Source organism: Rhodococcus sp. NPDC003382, assembly GCF_053589135.1.
Genome location: NZ_JBSFRH010000004.1, coordinates 14,766 through 31,132 on the forward strand (window position 1 = coordinate 14,766; position 16,367 = coordinate 31,132).

Annotated in this window: 19 protein-coding genes and 1 tRNA gene; 6 read left to right on the top strand and 14 right to left on the bottom strand. The window is 70.5% G+C overall.

What is annotated here, in order from left to right:
- Positions 1-8: 8 nt before the first annotated feature.
- The 3 genes from ACWDUD_RS04445 to ACWDUD_RS04455 form a co-directional block, all read right to left on the bottom strand.
- Positions 9-380, bottom strand: coding sequence for a DUF2784 domain-containing protein (locus tag ACWDUD_RS04445; RefSeq protein WP_248674842.1), 372 nt, complete (start codon positions 378-380; stop codon positions 9-11).
- Between the two features lie 18 nt (positions 381-398).
- A complete protein-coding gene (locus ACWDUD_RS04450) occupies positions 399-791 on the bottom strand; it encodes a universal stress protein (RefSeq protein WP_450108456.1) in 393 nt (130 codons plus the stop codon).
- A gap of 129 nt (positions 792-920) precedes the next feature.
- Positions 921-2,408, bottom strand: coding sequence for an SDR family NAD(P)-dependent oxidoreductase (locus ACWDUD_RS04455; protein WP_450108457.1), 1,488 nt, complete (start codon positions 2,406-2,408; stop codon positions 921-923).
- An 86-nt stretch (positions 2,409-2,494) separates the two neighbouring features.
- Here ACWDUD_RS04455 and ACWDUD_RS04460 point away from each other — a divergent pair, with 86 nt between their 5' ends.
- The 3 genes from ACWDUD_RS04460 (at position 2,495) to yidC (ending at position 4,423) form a co-directional block, all read left to right on the top strand.
- On the top strand, positions 2,495-2,716 hold the full coding sequence (locus ACWDUD_RS04460) for a hypothetical protein (RefSeq protein WP_197252288.1): 222 nt from the start codon (positions 2,495-2,497) through the stop codon (positions 2,714-2,716).
- A gap of 258 nt (positions 2,717-2,974) precedes the next feature.
- Positions 2,975-3,295, top strand: coding sequence for a DUF6412 domain-containing protein (locus ACWDUD_RS04465; protein WP_197252289.1), 321 nt, complete (start codon positions 2,975-2,977; stop codon positions 3,293-3,295).
- A gap of 114 nt (positions 3,296-3,409) precedes the next feature.
- Complete coding sequence (gene yidC, locus ACWDUD_RS04470) at positions 3,410-4,423, top strand: membrane protein insertase YidC (RefSeq protein WP_450108458.1); 1,014 nt, start codon at positions 3,410-3,412, stop codon at positions 4,421-4,423.
- Here the strand turns inward: yidC and ACWDUD_RS04475 are convergent.
- Together ACWDUD_RS04475 and ACWDUD_RS04480 are read right to left on the bottom strand one after the other, a co-directional pair.
- Positions 4,411-4,593 (bottom strand): hypothetical protein, encoded by a 183-nt coding sequence (locus ACWDUD_RS04475; RefSeq protein ID WP_450108459.1) that lies wholly within the window; start codon positions 4,591-4,593, stop codon positions 4,411-4,413. The genes yidC and ACWDUD_RS04475 overlap by 13 nt on opposite strands.
- 164 nt (positions 4,594-4,757) lie before the next feature.
- Positions 4,758-4,843, bottom strand: a tRNA-Leu gene (locus ACWDUD_RS04480).
- Between the two features lie 119 nt (positions 4,844-4,962).
- Between ACWDUD_RS04480 and ACWDUD_RS04485 the strand changes: the two genes are divergently transcribed.
- Positions 4,963-6,315, top strand: a complete 1,353-nt coding sequence (locus ACWDUD_RS04485; protein ID WP_197252291.1) for a M20/M25/M40 family metallo-hydrolase — start codon at positions 4,963-4,965, stop codon at positions 6,313-6,315.
- Positions 6,316-6,346: 31 nt separating this feature from the next.
- A complete protein-coding gene (locus ACWDUD_RS04490; protein WP_248674837.1) occupies positions 6,347-6,889 on the top strand; it encodes a YbhB/YbcL family Raf kinase inhibitor-like protein in 543 nt (180 codons plus the stop codon).
- Between the two features lie 75 nt (positions 6,890-6,964).
- Here the strand turns inward: ACWDUD_RS04490 and ACWDUD_RS04495 are convergent, their stop codons facing one another.
- The 9 genes from ACWDUD_RS04495 to ACWDUD_RS04535 form a co-directional block, all read right to left on the bottom strand.
- Complete coding sequence (locus ACWDUD_RS04495; protein ID WP_450108460.1) at positions 6,965-7,927, bottom strand: DUF389 domain-containing protein; 963 nt, start codon at positions 7,925-7,927, stop codon at positions 6,965-6,967.
- 109 nt (positions 7,928-8,036) lie between these two features.
- The gene (locus ACWDUD_RS04500; RefSeq protein ID WP_450108461.1) at positions 8,037-9,101 is read right to left on the bottom strand and encodes a quinone-dependent dihydroorotate dehydrogenase; all 1,065 of its coding nucleotides are present in this window, start codon (positions 9,099-9,101) and stop codon (positions 8,037-8,039) included.
- Between the two features lie 43 nt (positions 9,102-9,144).
- Entirely contained in the window at positions 9,145-9,390 is a 246-nt protein-coding gene (locus tag ACWDUD_RS04505) for a DUF5703 family protein (protein WP_197255914.1), read from the bottom strand.
- Entirely contained in the window at positions 9,390-10,400 is a 1,011-nt protein-coding gene (locus ACWDUD_RS04510; protein WP_197255916.1) for an NHL repeat-containing protein, read from the bottom strand. Before ACWDUD_RS04510 ends, ACWDUD_RS04505 begins: the two co-directional genes overlap by 1 nt.
- 203 nt (positions 10,401-10,603) lie before the next feature.
- Positions 10,604-11,500, bottom strand: coding sequence for a heme ABC transporter ATP-binding protein (locus ACWDUD_RS04515; RefSeq protein ID WP_450108462.1), 897 nt, complete (start codon positions 11,498-11,500; stop codon positions 10,604-10,606).
- On the bottom strand, positions 11,497-12,582 hold the full coding sequence (locus ACWDUD_RS04520; protein ID WP_450108463.1) for a FecCD family ABC transporter permease: 1,086 nt from the start codon (positions 12,580-12,582) through the stop codon (positions 11,497-11,499). Before ACWDUD_RS04520 ends, ACWDUD_RS04515 begins: the two co-directional genes overlap by 4 nt.
- On the bottom strand, positions 12,579-13,598 hold the full coding sequence (locus tag ACWDUD_RS04525; protein WP_450108464.1) for a heme/hemin ABC transporter substrate-binding protein: 1,020 nt from the start codon (positions 13,596-13,598) through the stop codon (positions 12,579-12,581). Before ACWDUD_RS04525 ends, ACWDUD_RS04520 begins: the two co-directional genes overlap by 4 nt.
- Positions 13,595-14,269: a biliverdin-producing heme oxygenase gene (locus ACWDUD_RS04530; RefSeq protein WP_197251050.1), complete on the bottom strand. Its 675-nt coding sequence runs from the start codon at positions 14,267-14,269 to the stop codon at positions 13,595-13,597. The genes ACWDUD_RS04525 and ACWDUD_RS04530 overlap by 4 nt, the downstream gene beginning before the upstream one ends.
- Positions 14,270-14,383: 114 nt before the next feature.
- Positions 14,384-15,322, bottom strand: a complete 939-nt coding sequence (locus ACWDUD_RS04535) for an aldo/keto reductase (RefSeq protein ID WP_450108465.1) — start codon at positions 15,320-15,322, stop codon at positions 14,384-14,386.
- Positions 15,323-15,508: 186 nt separating this feature from the next.
- On the opposite strand from ACWDUD_RS04535, the gene ACWDUD_RS04540 reads away from it, so the two are divergent.
- Positions 15,509-16,354 carry an undecaprenyl-diphosphate phosphatase gene (locus ACWDUD_RS04540; protein ID WP_248674847.1) on the top strand — a complete coding sequence of 282 codons (846 nt, stop codon included), beginning with the start codon at positions 15,509-15,511 and terminating at the stop codon, positions 16,352-16,354.
- Positions 16,355-16,367 lie beyond the last annotated feature (13 nt).

Here is a 16,367-nt window from a genome sequence, read left to right on the forward strand (position 1 = left end):
CGGGTAAATCACCGTGCGACGAAACTCACACGACGCGACCGCCGCCACAGGCCCACCCACGACACGAGGATGCAGGCCGCGACGAGCGCGCGGACCAGGCCGAGCGCGGAATCCGGGTAGATCACCCCGGTCAGGTAGTGGTCGATGAATCCGGACGGCGGCAGCCCCGCCTCGCCGGCGCGGTGACGCGCCCAGTTCTCGGCGTGGGTAAGCGGGCAGTCGAACCCCACCAGCACCGAGGCGAGCCCCCACACGACGGCGACCGCATGCAGCACAATCGTGCGCGGCCAGCGCCACGCCACGAACCCGCCGAACGTGACGTACAGCAGGAACGCCAGATGCGTGAGCGCGATGCCGTCGGCCAGAACCCGATAGGGCATGGTTCCAGCCTAGGTCGGTTACTCCTCGTCGGGTTCCTTGACGACGAGAACCGGCACCGGAACCTCGATCACCAGCCGCTGCAGCGGCCGCTCGAGCAGGAACTTGCCGAGCGCGTTGCGACCGCGGCTGCCGATCACGATGCGGTCCGCGCCGCTGTCGGTGGCCAGCTCGACGAGGGTGCCGACGGCGTCGCCGTCGTGCACGGCCGTGCGTACCTCCCAGCCGCTGTCCCCGGCGACCTGTCGCACCGCGGTGCGCACCGATTCGACCTCGGCCTCGGCTGCGGCCCCGTCGTCGTCGAGCACGTGCAGCACCAGCAGCTCGTCTTCCCGGCGGGAGGCCTCGTCGACGGCGGCCGCGAGCGCGGCGCGGCCCTCGGGTGTCTCGGCGTGAACGACTGCGACGGTCATGATGCTGCTCCTGGGCGGCTCGACGGAACTGCCTCCAGTATCCCGGCACCGACCCGGCCAGGCACGGCAGAGCGGGTGTGGAACCCGTCTCGACCAGGCCTTTTCTGTCGTGTGCGTCTCAATACCGGTTCACCAGGGTGCGGGCTTGTAATCCTTGAGGAAACATCCGTATAGGTCCACCCCGGCCTCGCCCTGCACGATCGGGTCGTACACCCGCGCGGCACCGTCGACGAGGTCGAGCGGTGCGTGGAAGCCCTCCTCGGCCAGACGCATCTTGGTGTGATGCGGCCGCTCGTCGGTGATCCATCCGGTGTCCACCGCGGTCATGAGGATGCCGTCGGTGAGCATCTCCTCCGCGCTGGTGCGGGTGAGCATGTTCAGCGCGGCCTTGGCCATGTTGGTGTGCGGGTGGCCCGCCCCCTTGTAGCGGCGGCCGGCGAACTGCCCCTCCATCGCCGAGACGTTCACCACGTACTTGCGCCGCGCGGCGGCCGCGGCCATCGCCGGACGCAGCCGGTTGACCAGGATGAACGGCGCGACCGAGTTGCACAGCTGCACCTCGAGCAGTTCGAGGGGTTCGATCTCGCCGACGGTCTGCACCCAGCTGTTGGTGTGCACGAGGTCCGGCAGCAACCCGCCCGCGTCGACCGCGACCCCCGCGGCGATCCGTTCCGGGGTCGCGGAGCCGGCGACCATCGCCAGCGCCGTCACCGACTCCGGGGTCAGCGCGTGCGCGGCGAGGTCGCTCGGCAGCGACCCGGCCAGCGCCGCCGGGTGGGCGTCCGACGGCTTGCCGAAGGTGATCATCTCCGGGAGCGGTCCCGACGGCAGCGGTCCCGATTCGGCCTCGGCCAGCGCCGAATAGGCACCGGGGGAGCGGCGCACCGTCTGCGCGGCGTTGTTGATCAGGATGTCCAGCGGTCCCTGCGCCGCGACATCGTCGGCGAGGGCGACCACCTGGGCGGGATCGCGCAGGTCGATCCCGACGATGCGCAGCCGGTGAATCCAGTCGGCGCTGTCCTCCATCGCCGAGAACCGGCGGATCGCGTCGTTCGGGAACCGGGTGGTGACGGTCGTGTGGGCGCCGTCGCGCAGCAGCCGCAACGCGATGTACATGCCGATCTTCGCGCGGCCACCGGTGAGCAGGGCCCGCCTACCCGTCAGATCGGTACGGGCGTCCCGTTTCGCGTGGTTCTCGGCCGCGCAGGTCGGGCACAGCTGGTGGTAGAACGCGTCGACCCGGGTGTACTTGTCCTTGCACACATAGCAGTGCCGGGGTCGCAGCAGGGTGCCCGCGGACGCGCCGCGCGTCGTCGACGTCAGCGTCAGCCCGGCGGTTTCGTCGTCGATGCGGGTCGGCGACCCGGTCGCGGTCGCGGACAGCACCTCACGGTCGGCCTGGACCTTGCGGCTGCGGGCCTCGTTGCGGCGCAGCCGCTTGAACTTCTTGAACATGTGGCCGACGGCCCGCTGCACCGCGATCGCGTCGGGATGGTCGGCGTCCAGACCGGCCGCAAGGTCGAGAACCTTCAGGCAGGTTTCGAGGTCGGCCGGGTCGATCGCGCGCGGCGGGACGGCGCCGGCATCCGCGGCCGGAGTGTCGCAGTGGGTGTTCATGAACCTTTTCCGATGTCGTGCGGTAGCAATGAATGGTATCGGGCGCAGCCGGTGCGTCCGTCCACACACCCGAGGAGACACCACCCATGAGCGCTGCCAAGAAGAAGTTCGCCGACCTCGCGCCGTGGCAGAAGGCCGCGGTCCTCACGCTCGCGAGCGTGCAGCTGTCGCTGGCGGCGACGGCCTGGGCGGACCTGGCCACCCGGCCCGCCGAGAAGGTCAACGGCAGCAAGGGCAAATGGGCGCTGATCACCCTGATCAACTTCGTGGGCCCGATCTGGTACTTCCGCAAGGGACGCCGCGCCTGATTCAGCTCCCGTCGAGCGGGTTCCGTGTCGATTCGTCCACGCCGCGCGAATCCACACGGAACCGAGCGAGGGTCGGTGCCCACCGCGCGCGGAACCCCGACCGCAGGCGAAGTCGCCGTGCCCGTGACGAGCGTCGACGGTCGCATCATGCGGGTTGACGACCGGCCCGCGAGTTGTCGCCGGCAGCCGCGCGGCTGCACGCCCACTTCACCGCGCACACCGACCGGTTCCGCGACCGAGCCCGGTACGCTGGCCGTCGTGACACGTTTCGGGGAGGAACTCGCGCAGCTGGCCGTCGTTCGGCTCGCGTGGCTGTCCGTGCTCACGATCCTGGTCACGATCACCGTCGCGATCGATGCCCCGACTGCGCTTGCCGTGGGCGCGGTCGCCATCGTGGCGATCGTCGCGATCGCCACGTGCAGCGTGCTCCCCGCGTTGTGCCCGCCGCCGATCTCGTCTTCCGGGCCTCCTGGCGAGGAGCGTCGCCTGCGCGGTGCGTTCCGTCGCCAGAGCGCCCCGAACACTCCCGGCAGGCCACGTCGCCCCCGAGCACCCGGGCGGGTACTGCTCGCCGCATAACGCTCTCACGAGCGCGCGGCCCGCAGTTGTCCGCCGCACCGTCGACTCCGGGTCCGGTGCCCCCATTCACCCGCACGATGCCGGCTGTCGCCGCATCGTGCCGGAAGGTGTTCGATGCTCGATTTCGTCTACTATCCCGTGTCCGCGATCCTGTGGTTCTGGCACAATGCGTTCGGCGCGGTGCTCGGCCCCGACAACGGCGTCGCGTGGGCGCTCGCCGTGATTTTCCTGGTGTTCACTCTGCGCCTGGTCCTGCTGAAACCTGGAATCGGGCAGATCCGGACCGCCCGGCAGATGCAGAAACTCCGGCCCCGGATCAAGGCCCTGCAGCACGCGTACTCCGACGATCGCCCCCGCCTGGTGTCGGAAATGCAGAAGCTCCGAAAGGAACACGGCTTCAACCCCTTGATGGGCTGCTTGCCCGCGCTGCTCCAGGTTCCGGTGTTCCTGGGTATGTGCCACGTGCTGGCTTCGTTCAACCGCACCGGCACCGGGATCGGCAAGCTCGGCATGACCCCCGAGGAGAACGCCCACACCGCCAACTACGTGTTCAACGCCACCGACGTGCAGTCCTTCCTCGGCGCCCGCCTCTTCGGTGCGCCGATCTCCGCCGCGATCACCACGCCGGAGAGCACGCTCGCGTCGTTCGTCCACTTCGGCGGCATTCCGACGGCCGGCGCGATCGCGACCGTCGCACTTCCGCTGATGGTGATCGCGAGCCTCGCGACGCATTTCAACGCGCGGGCATCGGTGGCACGCCAGGACCCGGTGGTCGCGGCGAGCGCGCAAACCGCCGTGATCAACAAGATCACGCTGTGGGTGTTCCCGCTCGGGGCCCTCGTCGGCGGCCCGGTCCTGATGATCGCGATCCTGCTGTACTGGGTGAGCAACAACATCTGGACCTACGTCCAGCAGCGCATCGTCTACGCCCGCCTCGAGCGGGAGGACGCCGCCGCACAGCGGCGCCCCGACGAGCAGCGGCGGGTGGATGCCACTGCACGCGATGCGCGCCCGGAGGCGGGGCAGGTCCCGGAGGTGATCGACCCGCCGCTGAGCCGGACAGATCTCCATCGTCGCTCCTCGAGCTCACCGCCGGCGGAGAAAGCGGAACTGCGTCACCAGGATTGAGCGGCGGCACGGCGCTGCTGCCGTCGACCGCCCTTCCCGTCGTGGCGGCGACGCGACGGAATGCGCTGCGCGCGGCGACGCAGCGCCAGCTCGTGCTGCAGGCGCTCGTCCGACAGCTTGCCCGGCCCGTAGATGCCGGTGCCGTCGGCGCGCCGAATCGTTGCGGCCATCTTCTTTCCCCCTCGTGCTTCGAAACGAACGCCACAGTAGAGCGCAGCTACGACACAGGGGGCAACGGATTTTCGGCATCCGGAGTCGGGGAAGTCCGGCAAGCAGATGTCCGGGAAACGAAAGCGAGGTCACGATCCCTGTCGGGTTCGTGACCTCGTTGGAGTGTCCGAGGGGGGACTTGAACCCCCACGTCCGTTAATAGGACACTAGCACCTCAAGCTAGCGCGTCTGCCATTCCGCCACTCGGACTCAGTTGTCTCGCACCCGCTCTCCGTGGGTGCTGTGAAAGAGTAACCCACTGCGTCCACGCGCCCAAATCGCCCCCTTCACCTGCACAGATGCGGACCAGCGGTGGTAGACATGCAGGCATGGCCGAACACGTGAGCGCCCACACCCCGTCCCGAGCCGAGAACGAGGTCGTCGACCTGGTCTCCCAGCTCATCCGGTTCGACACCTCGAACACCGGCGACCCGGCGACCACCCGCGGTGAACGTGCCTGTGCCGAGTGGGTCGCGGCGCAGCTCGAGGAAGTGGGATACGAAACCGAATACGTCGAGTCCGGTCAGCCGGGCCGCGGCAACGTGTTCGCGCGGCTGCCCGGTGCGGACCGCAGCCGCGGCGCCCTCATGCTGCACGGTCACCTCGACGTCGTGCCCGCCGAACCCGCCGACTGGAGCGTGCACCCGTTCTCCGGCGCGGTCGAGGACGGCTACGTGTGGGGTCGCGGCGCCGTCGACATGAAGGACATGGTCGGCATGATGCTGGCCGTGGCCCGCCGCTTCAAGGCCGAGAACATCGTCCCGCCCCGCGACCTGGTGTTCGCGTTCGTCGCCGACGAGGAAGCCGGCGGCCTCTGGGGCTGCCAATGGCTGGTCAAGCATCGCCCCGACCTGTTCGAGGGCGTCACCGAGGCCGTCGGAGAGGTCGGCGGCTTCTCGCTGACCGTGCCCCGCCGCGACGGGGGAGAGCGCCGCTTCTACCTCGTCGAGACCGCCGAGAAGGGCCTGGGCTGGATGCGGCTGACCGCCAAGGGCCGGGCCGGGCACGGCTCGTTCCTGCACGAGGAGAACGCGGTGACGATCCTGTCGCAGGCCGTCGCGCGGCTCGGCAGCCACACCTTCCCGCTCGTGATCTCCGATTCGGTGGCCGAGTTCCTCGCCGCGGCGTCCGAGGAAACCGGTATCGATTTCGACCCGGCCTCCCCGGACATCGAGGGCACCCTCGCCAAGCTCGGGTCCATCGCCCGCATCATCGGTGCGACCTTCCGCGACACCGCCAACCCCACGATGCTGCAGGCCGGCTACAAGGCCAACGTCATCCCGCAGACCGCGCAGGCCGTCGTCGACTGCCGCATCCTGCCCGGCCGGCTCGCCGAGTTCGAACGCACCGTCGACGAACTGATCGGCCCGGACGTGACCCGCGAATGGATCACGAGCCTCGACTCCTACGAGACCAGCTTCGACGGCGACCTCGTCGACGCGATGAACGCGGCGATCCTCGCGCACGATCCGCTGGGCCGGACCGTGCCGTACATGCTGTCCGCGGGCACCGACGCCAAGTCGTTCGCGAAACTCGGCATCCGGTGCTTCGGGTTCGCGCCGCTGCAGCTGCCGCCGGAACTCGACTTCGCGGCGCTGTTCCACGGAGTCGACGAGCGTGTCCCGGTCGAGGCTCTGCGATTCGGGACCCGTGTCATGGAACACTTCCTGTTGCATTCCTGAAGATCCGTCCCCCACGAGGAAAGGACCCCCGATGGCGTTCGACTACGACCCGTACGAGTTTCTCCCGACGCTGCCCACGTTCCAGGTGACCAGCGAGGACTTCGCCGAGGGTGAGGAGTGGAAACTCGCGCAGGCCAGCGGCGCGTTCGGGATCCCGGGCGGCGGCGACGTGTCCCCACAGCTGTCGTGGTCCGGGTTCCCCGCAGAGACGAAGAGCTTCGTGGTGACCGTGTTCGACCCCGACGCCCCGACCGCGTCCGGCTTCTGGCACTGGGCCGTCGCGAACATCCCCGCGACCGTTACCGAGCTGCCCGCCGGCGCCGGCAGTGCCGGTGGTGAGGGCCTGCCCGCCGAGGCGGTCACCCTGCGCCACGACGGCGGCGCCCCCGGCTTCATCGGTGCCGCCCCGCCGGCCGGTCACGGCTACCACCGCTACATCGTCGCCGTCCACGCGCTGGACGTCGAGACGATCGACGGGCTCACCGCCGACTCCACCCCGGCGTTCCTCGGTTTCAACGTGTTCGGGCACGCCATCGCCCGCGCCTTGCTGACGGGCACCTACGAGGTGAAGTGACACTCGCTCGACGACCCACCACCCGGTGCGTGCCCGGCGTCGAACCACGCCGGGCCCGCACCGGGCCGGGTGCGGTCACAGCATCCGGCGGCGGCGATCGAGGGCGCGGAAGCGACGCACCGACACCCGGGACCACGCCACCTGTTGCACGGCCAGTGTCGCCCAGCCCGCCAGCGCCATTCCGGACAGGTTGAGGGCGAGTTGCAGTGTGCTGCCCCAGATTTCTTCGGCAGCGCCGAATGCGAGACCGACGCCGACGTTGCCCGCAGCGGGGACCGTCGTCACCGAGATGAACACCCCGGACAATCCGCCCAGCTTGGACGACGTCAGGGACAGTACCCCTGCCGCCGCTGCGATCACGGCCACGAGGAACGACCACTTGTCGGGTGTGTAGATGAAATCGGTCTCCGGTCGCGGACCGGTGATGTCGTCGAGGGTTATCCAGCCCAGCAGCCGAGCGGAGAGCGCGGCCACCGCGGTGACCGCGATCGCCACCACGAACCCGGCCACCAGGGTGCGGGCCGCCGTCGCGAGCAGCACGAAGCGCCGCTTGACCAGGGCGACGCCGAGCGCGGCGATCGCACCGAACTCGGGCCCGAGCACCATCGCGCCGATGACCAGGACCTGGGAGTCGGTGACGATCGCGATGCCGGCCAGCAGCGTGGCCATCGTCATGAAGCTGAGGTAGGTCCAGTTCAGTTCGACGTCCTCGTAGGAACGCTGCGCGACTTCCGCCCACACGACGGCGTCGGCGCTGCTCCCCGGGGTGCGCAACTCCGCGTCGAACCCGCTGCGCGAGAGCCAGGCATGTACCGGTTCGATCTCGATCGTGCCTCTGCGGTGCAACCCGATCGCCCGGAGCTGCTCGATCAGGTCGTTGGTCACCTCCCGCGCCACGTCCGCATGCACGATGTCGCCGACCGGGCGCAGCGCGGCACCGTGTATCACCGCGAGTCCGCTGACTCCGGGTTCGTCGCGGAGGATGCGGACGGTGTCCTCGGTCAGCTCGCTCGGCGACAGGATGCGCAGGTGCAGCATGGGGCCAGTGTCCCCGTTCCCGGCGTCGTCGCCCGCCCTTTCGGCTCAGCTCCCGGCGTCGTGGCGGCCACGCACGGACGAGGCCGCCACCCGCATGCGCGCGGCGCGATCAGTTGGCGGCGCCGACCGCGTCGGCGATCGACGCGTAGCCGGAGGCCCGGAGCTTGCGGGCCAGACCCTTGTGGATGCGGCGCATCCAGAACGGGCCGCCGTAGATGAACCCGGTGTAGCCCTGGATGAGCGAGGCTCCGGCGAGGATCCGCTCCCACGCCTGCTCGACCGTTTCGATGCCGCCCACCGACACCAGCACCAGCCGGTCCCCGACTCGCTTGTGCAGGCGCCGCAGCACCTCGAGGGAGCGATCGGCGACGGGCGCACCCGACAGGCCGCCGGCGCCGATCTCCTCGACTCGCGCGGGGTCGGTGCGCAGACCGTCGCGCCGGATGGTGGTGTTGGTCGCGACGATGCCCGCCAGACCCAGCTCGACCGCCAGATCCGCGACCGCGTCGACGTCCTGGTCCGACAGATCCGGCGCGATCTTCACCAGCACCGGCACGGTCACCGTGTCGAGCACCGCCGCGAGCAGCGGACGCAGCGACTCGACGGCCTGCAGGTCCCGCAGACCGGGGGTGTTGGGCGAGGAGACGTTGACGACGACGAAGTCCGCGAGCGGACCGAGCAGGCGGGCGCTTTCGGTGTAGTCCGCGGCGGCCTCCTCCGCGGGCACGATCTTCGTCTTGCCGATGTTCGCGCCGATCGGCACGGTGCGCAGCCGCTGCCGCAGCTGGTTGGCGGCCTCGCCGGCGCCGTGGTTGTTGAAACCCATCCGGTTGATCAGCGCGCGGTCCTCGGGCAGCCGGAACAGCCGCGGCGCGGGATTGCCCGGCTGGGCCTGCGCGGTCACGGTGCCGATCTCGGCGAAGCCGAACCCGAGCGGGCCCCACACGTCGGCGCCGGTGGCGTCCTTGTCGAACCCTGCGGCCAGCCCCAGCGGCGCCCGGAACGGCACCCCGAACACGGTGTTGTGCAGCACCGGGTCGTCCACCACGAGGATCTTCGACACCAGCACCCGCAGCGGCGCGAAACGCGTCACCAGTTGCATCGCGAGGAACGCGAGGTGGTGAATGCGTTCCGGCGGCAGCAGGAACATCAGTTTCAGGACATAGCGATACACGAAAACTCCCTGCAAACCCGGCCGAGGCGGTCCGGGGTCGGTGTCAACGAACGGTCGGTTCGGGCACGTGGTGATCGGTCTTGCGGCGGCGCAGCAGCACGCGGCGGCTCCCGTCCGGGTACAGCCGCACCCGGCTCAGCTCCCAGCCGTGGAACTCGGCGGAGATCGCCAACCGCATCGACGCACTGACCCGTGACACGTCCGGCGGCAACCGCAGCGGCACGTATTCGTAGGCGTCGTTGCTGGTGTCCCAGTCGACGGGCAGTCGCGTGAACCGGCTTCCTGCCATCACTCACCCCCGATCGGGATCCGCTGCAAGCCGTCACCGGTCGCCGAGCCGATCACCAACACCGCATCGTCCGAATCGACGGACACCGAGTCGGGTTGCCGCACCGTCGCAAAGCGCTGCTTCTCTCTCGGGATCCCGGTCGACAGATCGTAGCCCACAACCTCGTTGCTTCCGGTCAATGTCACCCACACCAGATCCCGCGCTTCGTCGTACGCGACCCCGTACAGGCCCGGCCCGCTCGGGTATCGCTGCCGCAACACGAGCGTATCGAGCGTGTAGACCAGCAGTTCGTCGTCCTGCGTGTCGGTGACCACGACCCGGCCGTACGGATCGGAGATCATCTGGGCGGCACCCTCACCGGCCCGCAGCGCCATCCGCAGCCGTTCGTCGCTCAGGTTCAGTTCGGTGATCGAGGTCTGGCGCCGATCGAGCGCGGCCACGTCGTCGCCGGCCGCGACGAGCACATCCACCGACACCAGACCGGTGATAGTGGACTCGACCGCCCCGGAGGCCGGATCGAGAACGTAGGTGGTGCCGGTGGCGGTCCCGACCGCCCAGCGACCGTCCGGCAGCACCGCGACCGCGGTGGCATCCCCGTCCACCGGGACCTCGGCGACCTCACCGGAGTCGACGTCGACGCGCAGGACCGCGCCGGCGGCGGGCGCCAGGACCTGACCGTCCGGTCCGGGAAGGACCGTCACCGCGTCCCGCGGCAGCTGCACCGGGCGCGGCTCGCTGTCGGTGGCGGAGCCGGTGAGCAGCAGTCGGGTGCCGTCGTCGACGAGCGCGGCGAGCACATCGGTGCCGGGCGCCTGCGCGAGCGCCTCGACGCCGGTCCCGACCTGCTGCACCGTCCCGGCCGGGGGCGTCGTGGTCTCGGGGGCGGCCATCGGGGTCGCGGGTTCGCGGGTCGGCACCTTCTCCGCATCGGTATCGGAGGAACAGCCGGCGACCAGAGCGACCGCAAGTCCCACCACCACCGCGGTCGCACGTACTGCCGGTCTACCCATCTCGCTGCTCCTCGCTGTCACCCGTCGACCCCACGCGCGCGCCCCGATCGGAGACGCGCCTCGCTCCAGTCTTCCTGATCCGGGCGGCGGCACCGCAGCCGCCTCGGCACGGCACCCGCCGAATGTGACCGAGGCGACGCGAACCGAGCCCAGCCGGCGGTGCCGCCTCTGCCGGCTCAGCCGGCGGTGCCGCCTCTGCCGGCTCAGCCGGCGGTGCCGCCTTTGCCGGCTCGGCCGGCGGCCGCCACCGAGGGACCCGGCCGGTCCCGCCGCGGCAGCACCAGGGGAGTACCGGTCGTCGGGTCGCTGCCCACCTGCACCGGATACGCGTAGACGCGGCTGAGCAACTTCTCGGTGAGCACCTCACCGGCCGGCCCGTCCGCGACGACCCGGCCGCGTTCGAGCACGCACACCCGGTCGGCGTAGGCCGCGGCCAGCCCCAGATCGTGCAGCACCACCACCACGGCGTGCCCGTGATCGGCGCGGGCCCGCACCACCTGCATCACCGCTTCCTGATGCCCCAGATCCAGGGCCGCGGTCGGTTCGTCGAGCAGCAGCGTCTCGGTGTCCTGCGCGAGCACCCGCGCCAACGCGACCCGGGCACGTTCACCCCCGGACAGCGCCGGGAACGGACGATCCTGCAGGTGCGCGACGTCGCATTCGGCGAGCGCCGCGGCGACCAGGGCGTCGTCGTCACCCTGCCGTGCGGTGCGCGCCCACGCCGACCGGCCCATCCGCACCACCTCGACGGCGGTGAACGGGAACCCGACCGTGTGCTGCTGGGGGAGCACCGCCCGGCGCCGCGCCAACGCGACCGGCGCCCACTCCTCGAGGGGGCGCCCGTCGACCTCGACGCGGCCGCCCGAGATCGGATGATCACCGGTGAGCGCGGCCAGCAGCGTCGACTTGCCCGCGCCGTTCGGCCCGACGAGCGCGAGCACCTCCCCGGCCCGGACCTCGACGTCGACGTCGTGCAGGATCTGCCGGTCGCCGCGGTGCAGCCGCACCCCGGTCGCGCGCATCGTCACCGCTCCGGGCCCGGAGCGTTCCGGGACCTGCCGGTCGTCGCGCCACCGGCCGAACACGCGGGAACGGCTCATGCCCACCCTCCCTGGCTCGCGCGGGTGCGGCGCAGCATCCAGAAGAACACCGGCCCGCCGATCAGCGAGGTGAGCATGCCCAACGGCAGATCGGCGTTCGCGACCAGGGTGCGGGCGCCGAGGTCGGCCGCGAGCAGCGTCACCGCCCCGCACACGGCACTCGCGCAGATCAGCCGCCGATGCGCGGGACCGAGCGCCATCCGCATCAGGTGCGGCACCACCAGGCCCACGAACAGGATGATGCCGGTGAACGCGACCGCCGCGGACACCAGCACCGCGACGATGACGATCGCGACCTGCCGCACGCGTTCGACGTCGACCCCCAGGTGCCGGGCCACGGACTCGCCGAGCGAGAGCAGATCGAGCTTCGGGGCCAGCACGACGGCCGCGGCGATCCCGGCGAACGTCAGCGGCGCCACCACCGACACGATTTCCCAGGTGGCGCCGCCGAGGCTGCCGAGCTGCCAGAACACGATCTGGTCGCGGGCGGCGGGGTTCGCGACGAACGTGAACAGCGCGATCAGCCCGCCCGCGACGGCGTTGACGGCCACACCGGTGAGGATGACCGTGACGACCTCGGTGCGCCCGTTCGACCGCGACAGCGCGTACACCAGGGCGGTGGTGAGCAGGCCGGCGACGAACGCGGCCCCGGCCAACGCCCAGCCGGCGGTGAACGCGCCGCCCAGCACGATCACCAGCGAGGCCCCGACGGCCGCGCCGGAGGAGACACCGATGACGCCGGGTTCGGCGAGCGGATTGGCGAACACCCCCTGCAGCAGCGCGCCGGCGCAGCCGAGAGCGGCGCCGACGAGCATCGCCAGCACCACCCGCGGGAACCGCACCTGCCACAACGCGACGTCGCCGGCCGGGTGCGCGGGCATCGGCCCGACATCCAGCCCGACGCGGTGCAGCAGGCTGCCGACCACCTCGGCCGGCGACGTCGGCACCTGCCCGAGGCACGCGGACACCAGCGCCAGCACCACCAGCGCGACGGTCAACCCGGCGAACACCAGGGTGCTGCGCCGGGCGCCGGCTTCCTTCGTGCTTCCGGGCGTCGCGGTGCTGTCGGTGACCGTGGTCATCCCTGGGCCTGCGGATACAGCGCGTCGGAGAGCGCGGCCAGCACCTTGCCGGTGTCGGGACCGAAGCTGAGCAGCACCGAATCGTCCATGTCGATGATGTTGCGGTTCTTCCCGGCGGGGGTCTGCTCGACACCGGGCAACGCCGCGAGGCCGTCGGGACCGCCGACCGATTCCAGACTGTGTGTCATGATCAGGATCACGTCCGGTGCGGAGGCGATCATCGCCTCGCTGGTGATCGGGGTGAACTCGGCGGTGAGCCCGGCGACCGTGCCGGCGTCCTTGCCGCCGAGCGCGCCGATCAGCGCGTCGGCCCCGGAGCCCGGGCCGCCGAGCATCTTGATCGCCGAGCCCCGCAGATACAGGAACGCCACGGTCGGTTCGGGATGGTCCGCCGGGATCGACGCGCTCGCCGCAGCGATCTCCTCCTCGGTGCGCTGCACCAGCGCGGCACCCTGCTCGGGCACCCCCAGCGCCGCCGCGACCGTCTCGATGCCCGAGGCGACCGTGTCGAGGGTGCGGGTCGGGTCCACGAAGATCACCGGGATTCCGCTGGCCCGCAACTGCTCCTGCACGGCCGGCGGCCCGATCGACGAGTCGGTGAGCACCACCGTCGGATTCAGCGCCAGGATCGCCTCGGCGTTCAGGCCGTGCCCGCCCGGGGTGACATTGGGCAGATGCTCCGACGCCGGGAAACTCGCCGTCGACCGTCCCACCAGGTTGGCGCCGAGACCGAGGGAGAACACGGTCTGGGCGAGGGTGCCGGAGCGGTCCGCGGTGACGATGCGCGAGACGTCGGTGACGGTGACGTCGACCCCGTCGAAGCTGCGGACCGTCACGGGCAGCGTCGGGACCGGGTTCTCCGCGATCGGCCGCGGATCCCGGTCGGCGATCACCGCGGTGCGCGCCCCGGTGGCCGGCGCCGAACCGGACTCTCCGGTGGCACCGCATCCGGCGACGGCCAGCACCGTCACCAGCGGAAGGAGAAGGGACAGAAGGTTACGACGGAGGCTGGTCATGACTGCGGGGTCGCCACCCGGTAGCTGTCGAGATCGGCGCCGAGATCGGCGAACAGATCGCGGTTGAGACCGAACACCAGGTTCGCCTCGTCGATCACGGCCTGCTGTTGCGCGCTGTCCAAGGGGGCGGCGTCGAGCTTCGCGCGGTACGCGTCCTTGAACGGCTTCGTCTTCGGGATCTCGTCGAAGGTGTAGAAGCGCAGGCCGTCGCGTTCGTAGCCGTAGGCACGCTCGAGCATGCGGCGGATGATCTGGCCGCCGGACAGATCACCGAGATACCGCAGGTAATGGTGTGCCAGGTATGCCTCCGGGGAGGTCGCGGCGACCTCCTCGAGCCGCTGCACGTACCGCACGGTGGCCGGCAACGGCGTCACCGTGGCCCGCCAGTCGTCGCCGAGCAGGAACTGCAGATCCGCCTCCAGCGCGGCGGTGCGCAGCAGCTCGTCGGCGAGGAACGGGCCGACGATCGGATCGTCGGCATAGCTCGCGCCGATCCGTTCGAGGGCCTCGTAGATGAACCAGGACTGGGCCAGCAGGGCGGCATAGCCGGCCGTGTTGAGCTGCCCGCCGAGCAGCTCGGTGACGAACGCCGAATTCTCGGTCTCGCTGTGTTCCGCGGCAGTTCCGGATTTGATGCGCTCGGCGAATCCGGCAACCTCGGTGGCGGTCATATGCTCTCCCTGTTGTAGCCAACCCGAACCTACGGAGCAGGGTAGCCTAACTTTCGGAGAGTGCGCGAACGCGGGTTTCCCCTCCGCCCCAGTGGATTCAGGCCCGCAGCGGATTCAGGCGCTCACATCGTCGAGCGCGGACGCGATCGCCGCCGGCAACTCCAGCTCCTCCGCCACCAGCACCCCGGTCAGCTGCGCCAGATCCCGGGCGCCGACCAGCGCCGATGCCACCCCGGGCCGGTCCCGCACCCACGCCAGCGCCACCGCCAGGGGAGAGGTGCCCAGCCCGTCCGCGGCGGTGACCACCGCGTCGACCACCCGCACCGCCGAATCGGTCAAATAGTGACGAACCTCCTCCGCGTGCACCTCGTCGGCGCCGCGCGAATCGGCCGGAATCCCGCTGCGGTACTTGCCGGTGAGGACACCCCCGGCCAGCGGCACCGCCGCGAACACCCCGGCGCCGTGATAGGTCGCGGCCGGGATCAGCTCCTCCTCGACGCCCCGCGCCAGCAGCGAGTACTCGACCTGGGTGCTCACCAGACGCGCACCCCGCGGCGCCGCGGAAGCGGCGGTCGCGAGCTGCCAGCCCAGATAGCCGCGCACCCCGACGTAGCGCACGCGGCCGCTGGTGATCGCGTACTCCAGCGTCGCCGCCACCTCGTCCACGGGTGTCTGCGGATCCCACGTGGCGACCTGCCACATATCCAGATGATCGGTCCCGAGTTCCCGCAGCGTCGCATCGAGCTGCGTGAGCAGTCCACCGCGGGAACAGTCGACGCGTCCCTCACGGAGCTTGGAGGTGTCGATCCCCGAGCTACCCGACAACACCAGCCGATCGCGCGGCACCACGTCGTCGAGCAGCTCGGCGAGGATCCGCTGCGACATGCCGTCGCCGTATGCCGGCGAGGTGTCGACGAGGGTGCCGCCGGCGTCGACGAACGCCGACAGCTGCGCCGCGGCTTCGTCACCGTCGGTGCCGCGACCCCAGGTCAGAGTGCCCAAACCGAGCCGCGAGACGCGCAGCCCGCTCGCTCCCACCGTTCTCTGTTCCATAACCGCCCGCGTTTCGTGACCGTCAGATCGGGTCGCCGGGCCGCAACCGCGACTCCTCGCCCTGGCACGCACCCTAGTGCCGCGAGGGTCCCGAAGTCGGCCAGGCGCGCCGCGTACTGTGCCCCGAGTGAGATTCGATCGCCCCCTGTGCCGCTGCCCCCACTCCCGTGCGGAGATCGTCGCATGATCGGCGAGTCCATGACCTGGATTCAGGCGATCGTGCTCGGCATCGTCCAGGGGCTGACCGAATTCCTGCCGGTGTCCTCCTCGGGACACCTGCGCATCGTCTCCGAGGTGTTCTTCGGATCCGACGCGGGCGCCTCCTTCACCGCCGTCACCCAGCTCGGCACCGAAGCCGCCGTGCTGGTGTTCTTCGCCCGCGACATCTGGCGCATCCTCCTCGCCTGGTTCCGTGGCCTGCTCCACAAGGAACTGCGCGCCGACCACGACTACAAGATGGGCTGGTACGTGCTGCTCGGCACCATCCCCATCGGCATTCTCGGATTCGTCCTCAAGGACGAGGTCCGCACCGTCGCCCGCAACCTGTGGCTGGTCGCGACGATGCTCATCGTGTTCTCCGCCGTCATCGCCGCCGCCGAGTACTACGGCCCCAAGAAGCGCGGCATCGAGCAGCTGACCCTGCGCGACGGCCTGGTCATGGGCACGGCGCAGGCCATGGCCCTCATCCCCGGCGTGTCCCGCTCCGGCGGCACCATCTCCGCCGGCCTGTTCCTCGGCCTCAACCGCGAGGCCGCCGCCCGCTACTCGTTCCTGCTCGCCATCCCCGCCGTCGTCGCCTCCGGGCTGTTCAGCCTGCCGGACGCGTTCGAACCCGCAGGGGAGGGCCTCAACGCGTCCGGGCCGCAGCTGCTGGTCGCCACCGTCATCGCTTTCGGCGTCGGTTACGCCGCGATCGCCTGGCTGCTCAGGTTCGTCACCAACCACTCGATGTACTGGTTCGTCGGCTACCGCATCCTGCTCGGCGTCCTCGTGCTCGCCCTGCTGGGCACCGGGGTGATCTCCGCGACCTGACCGCGCGGCGCGC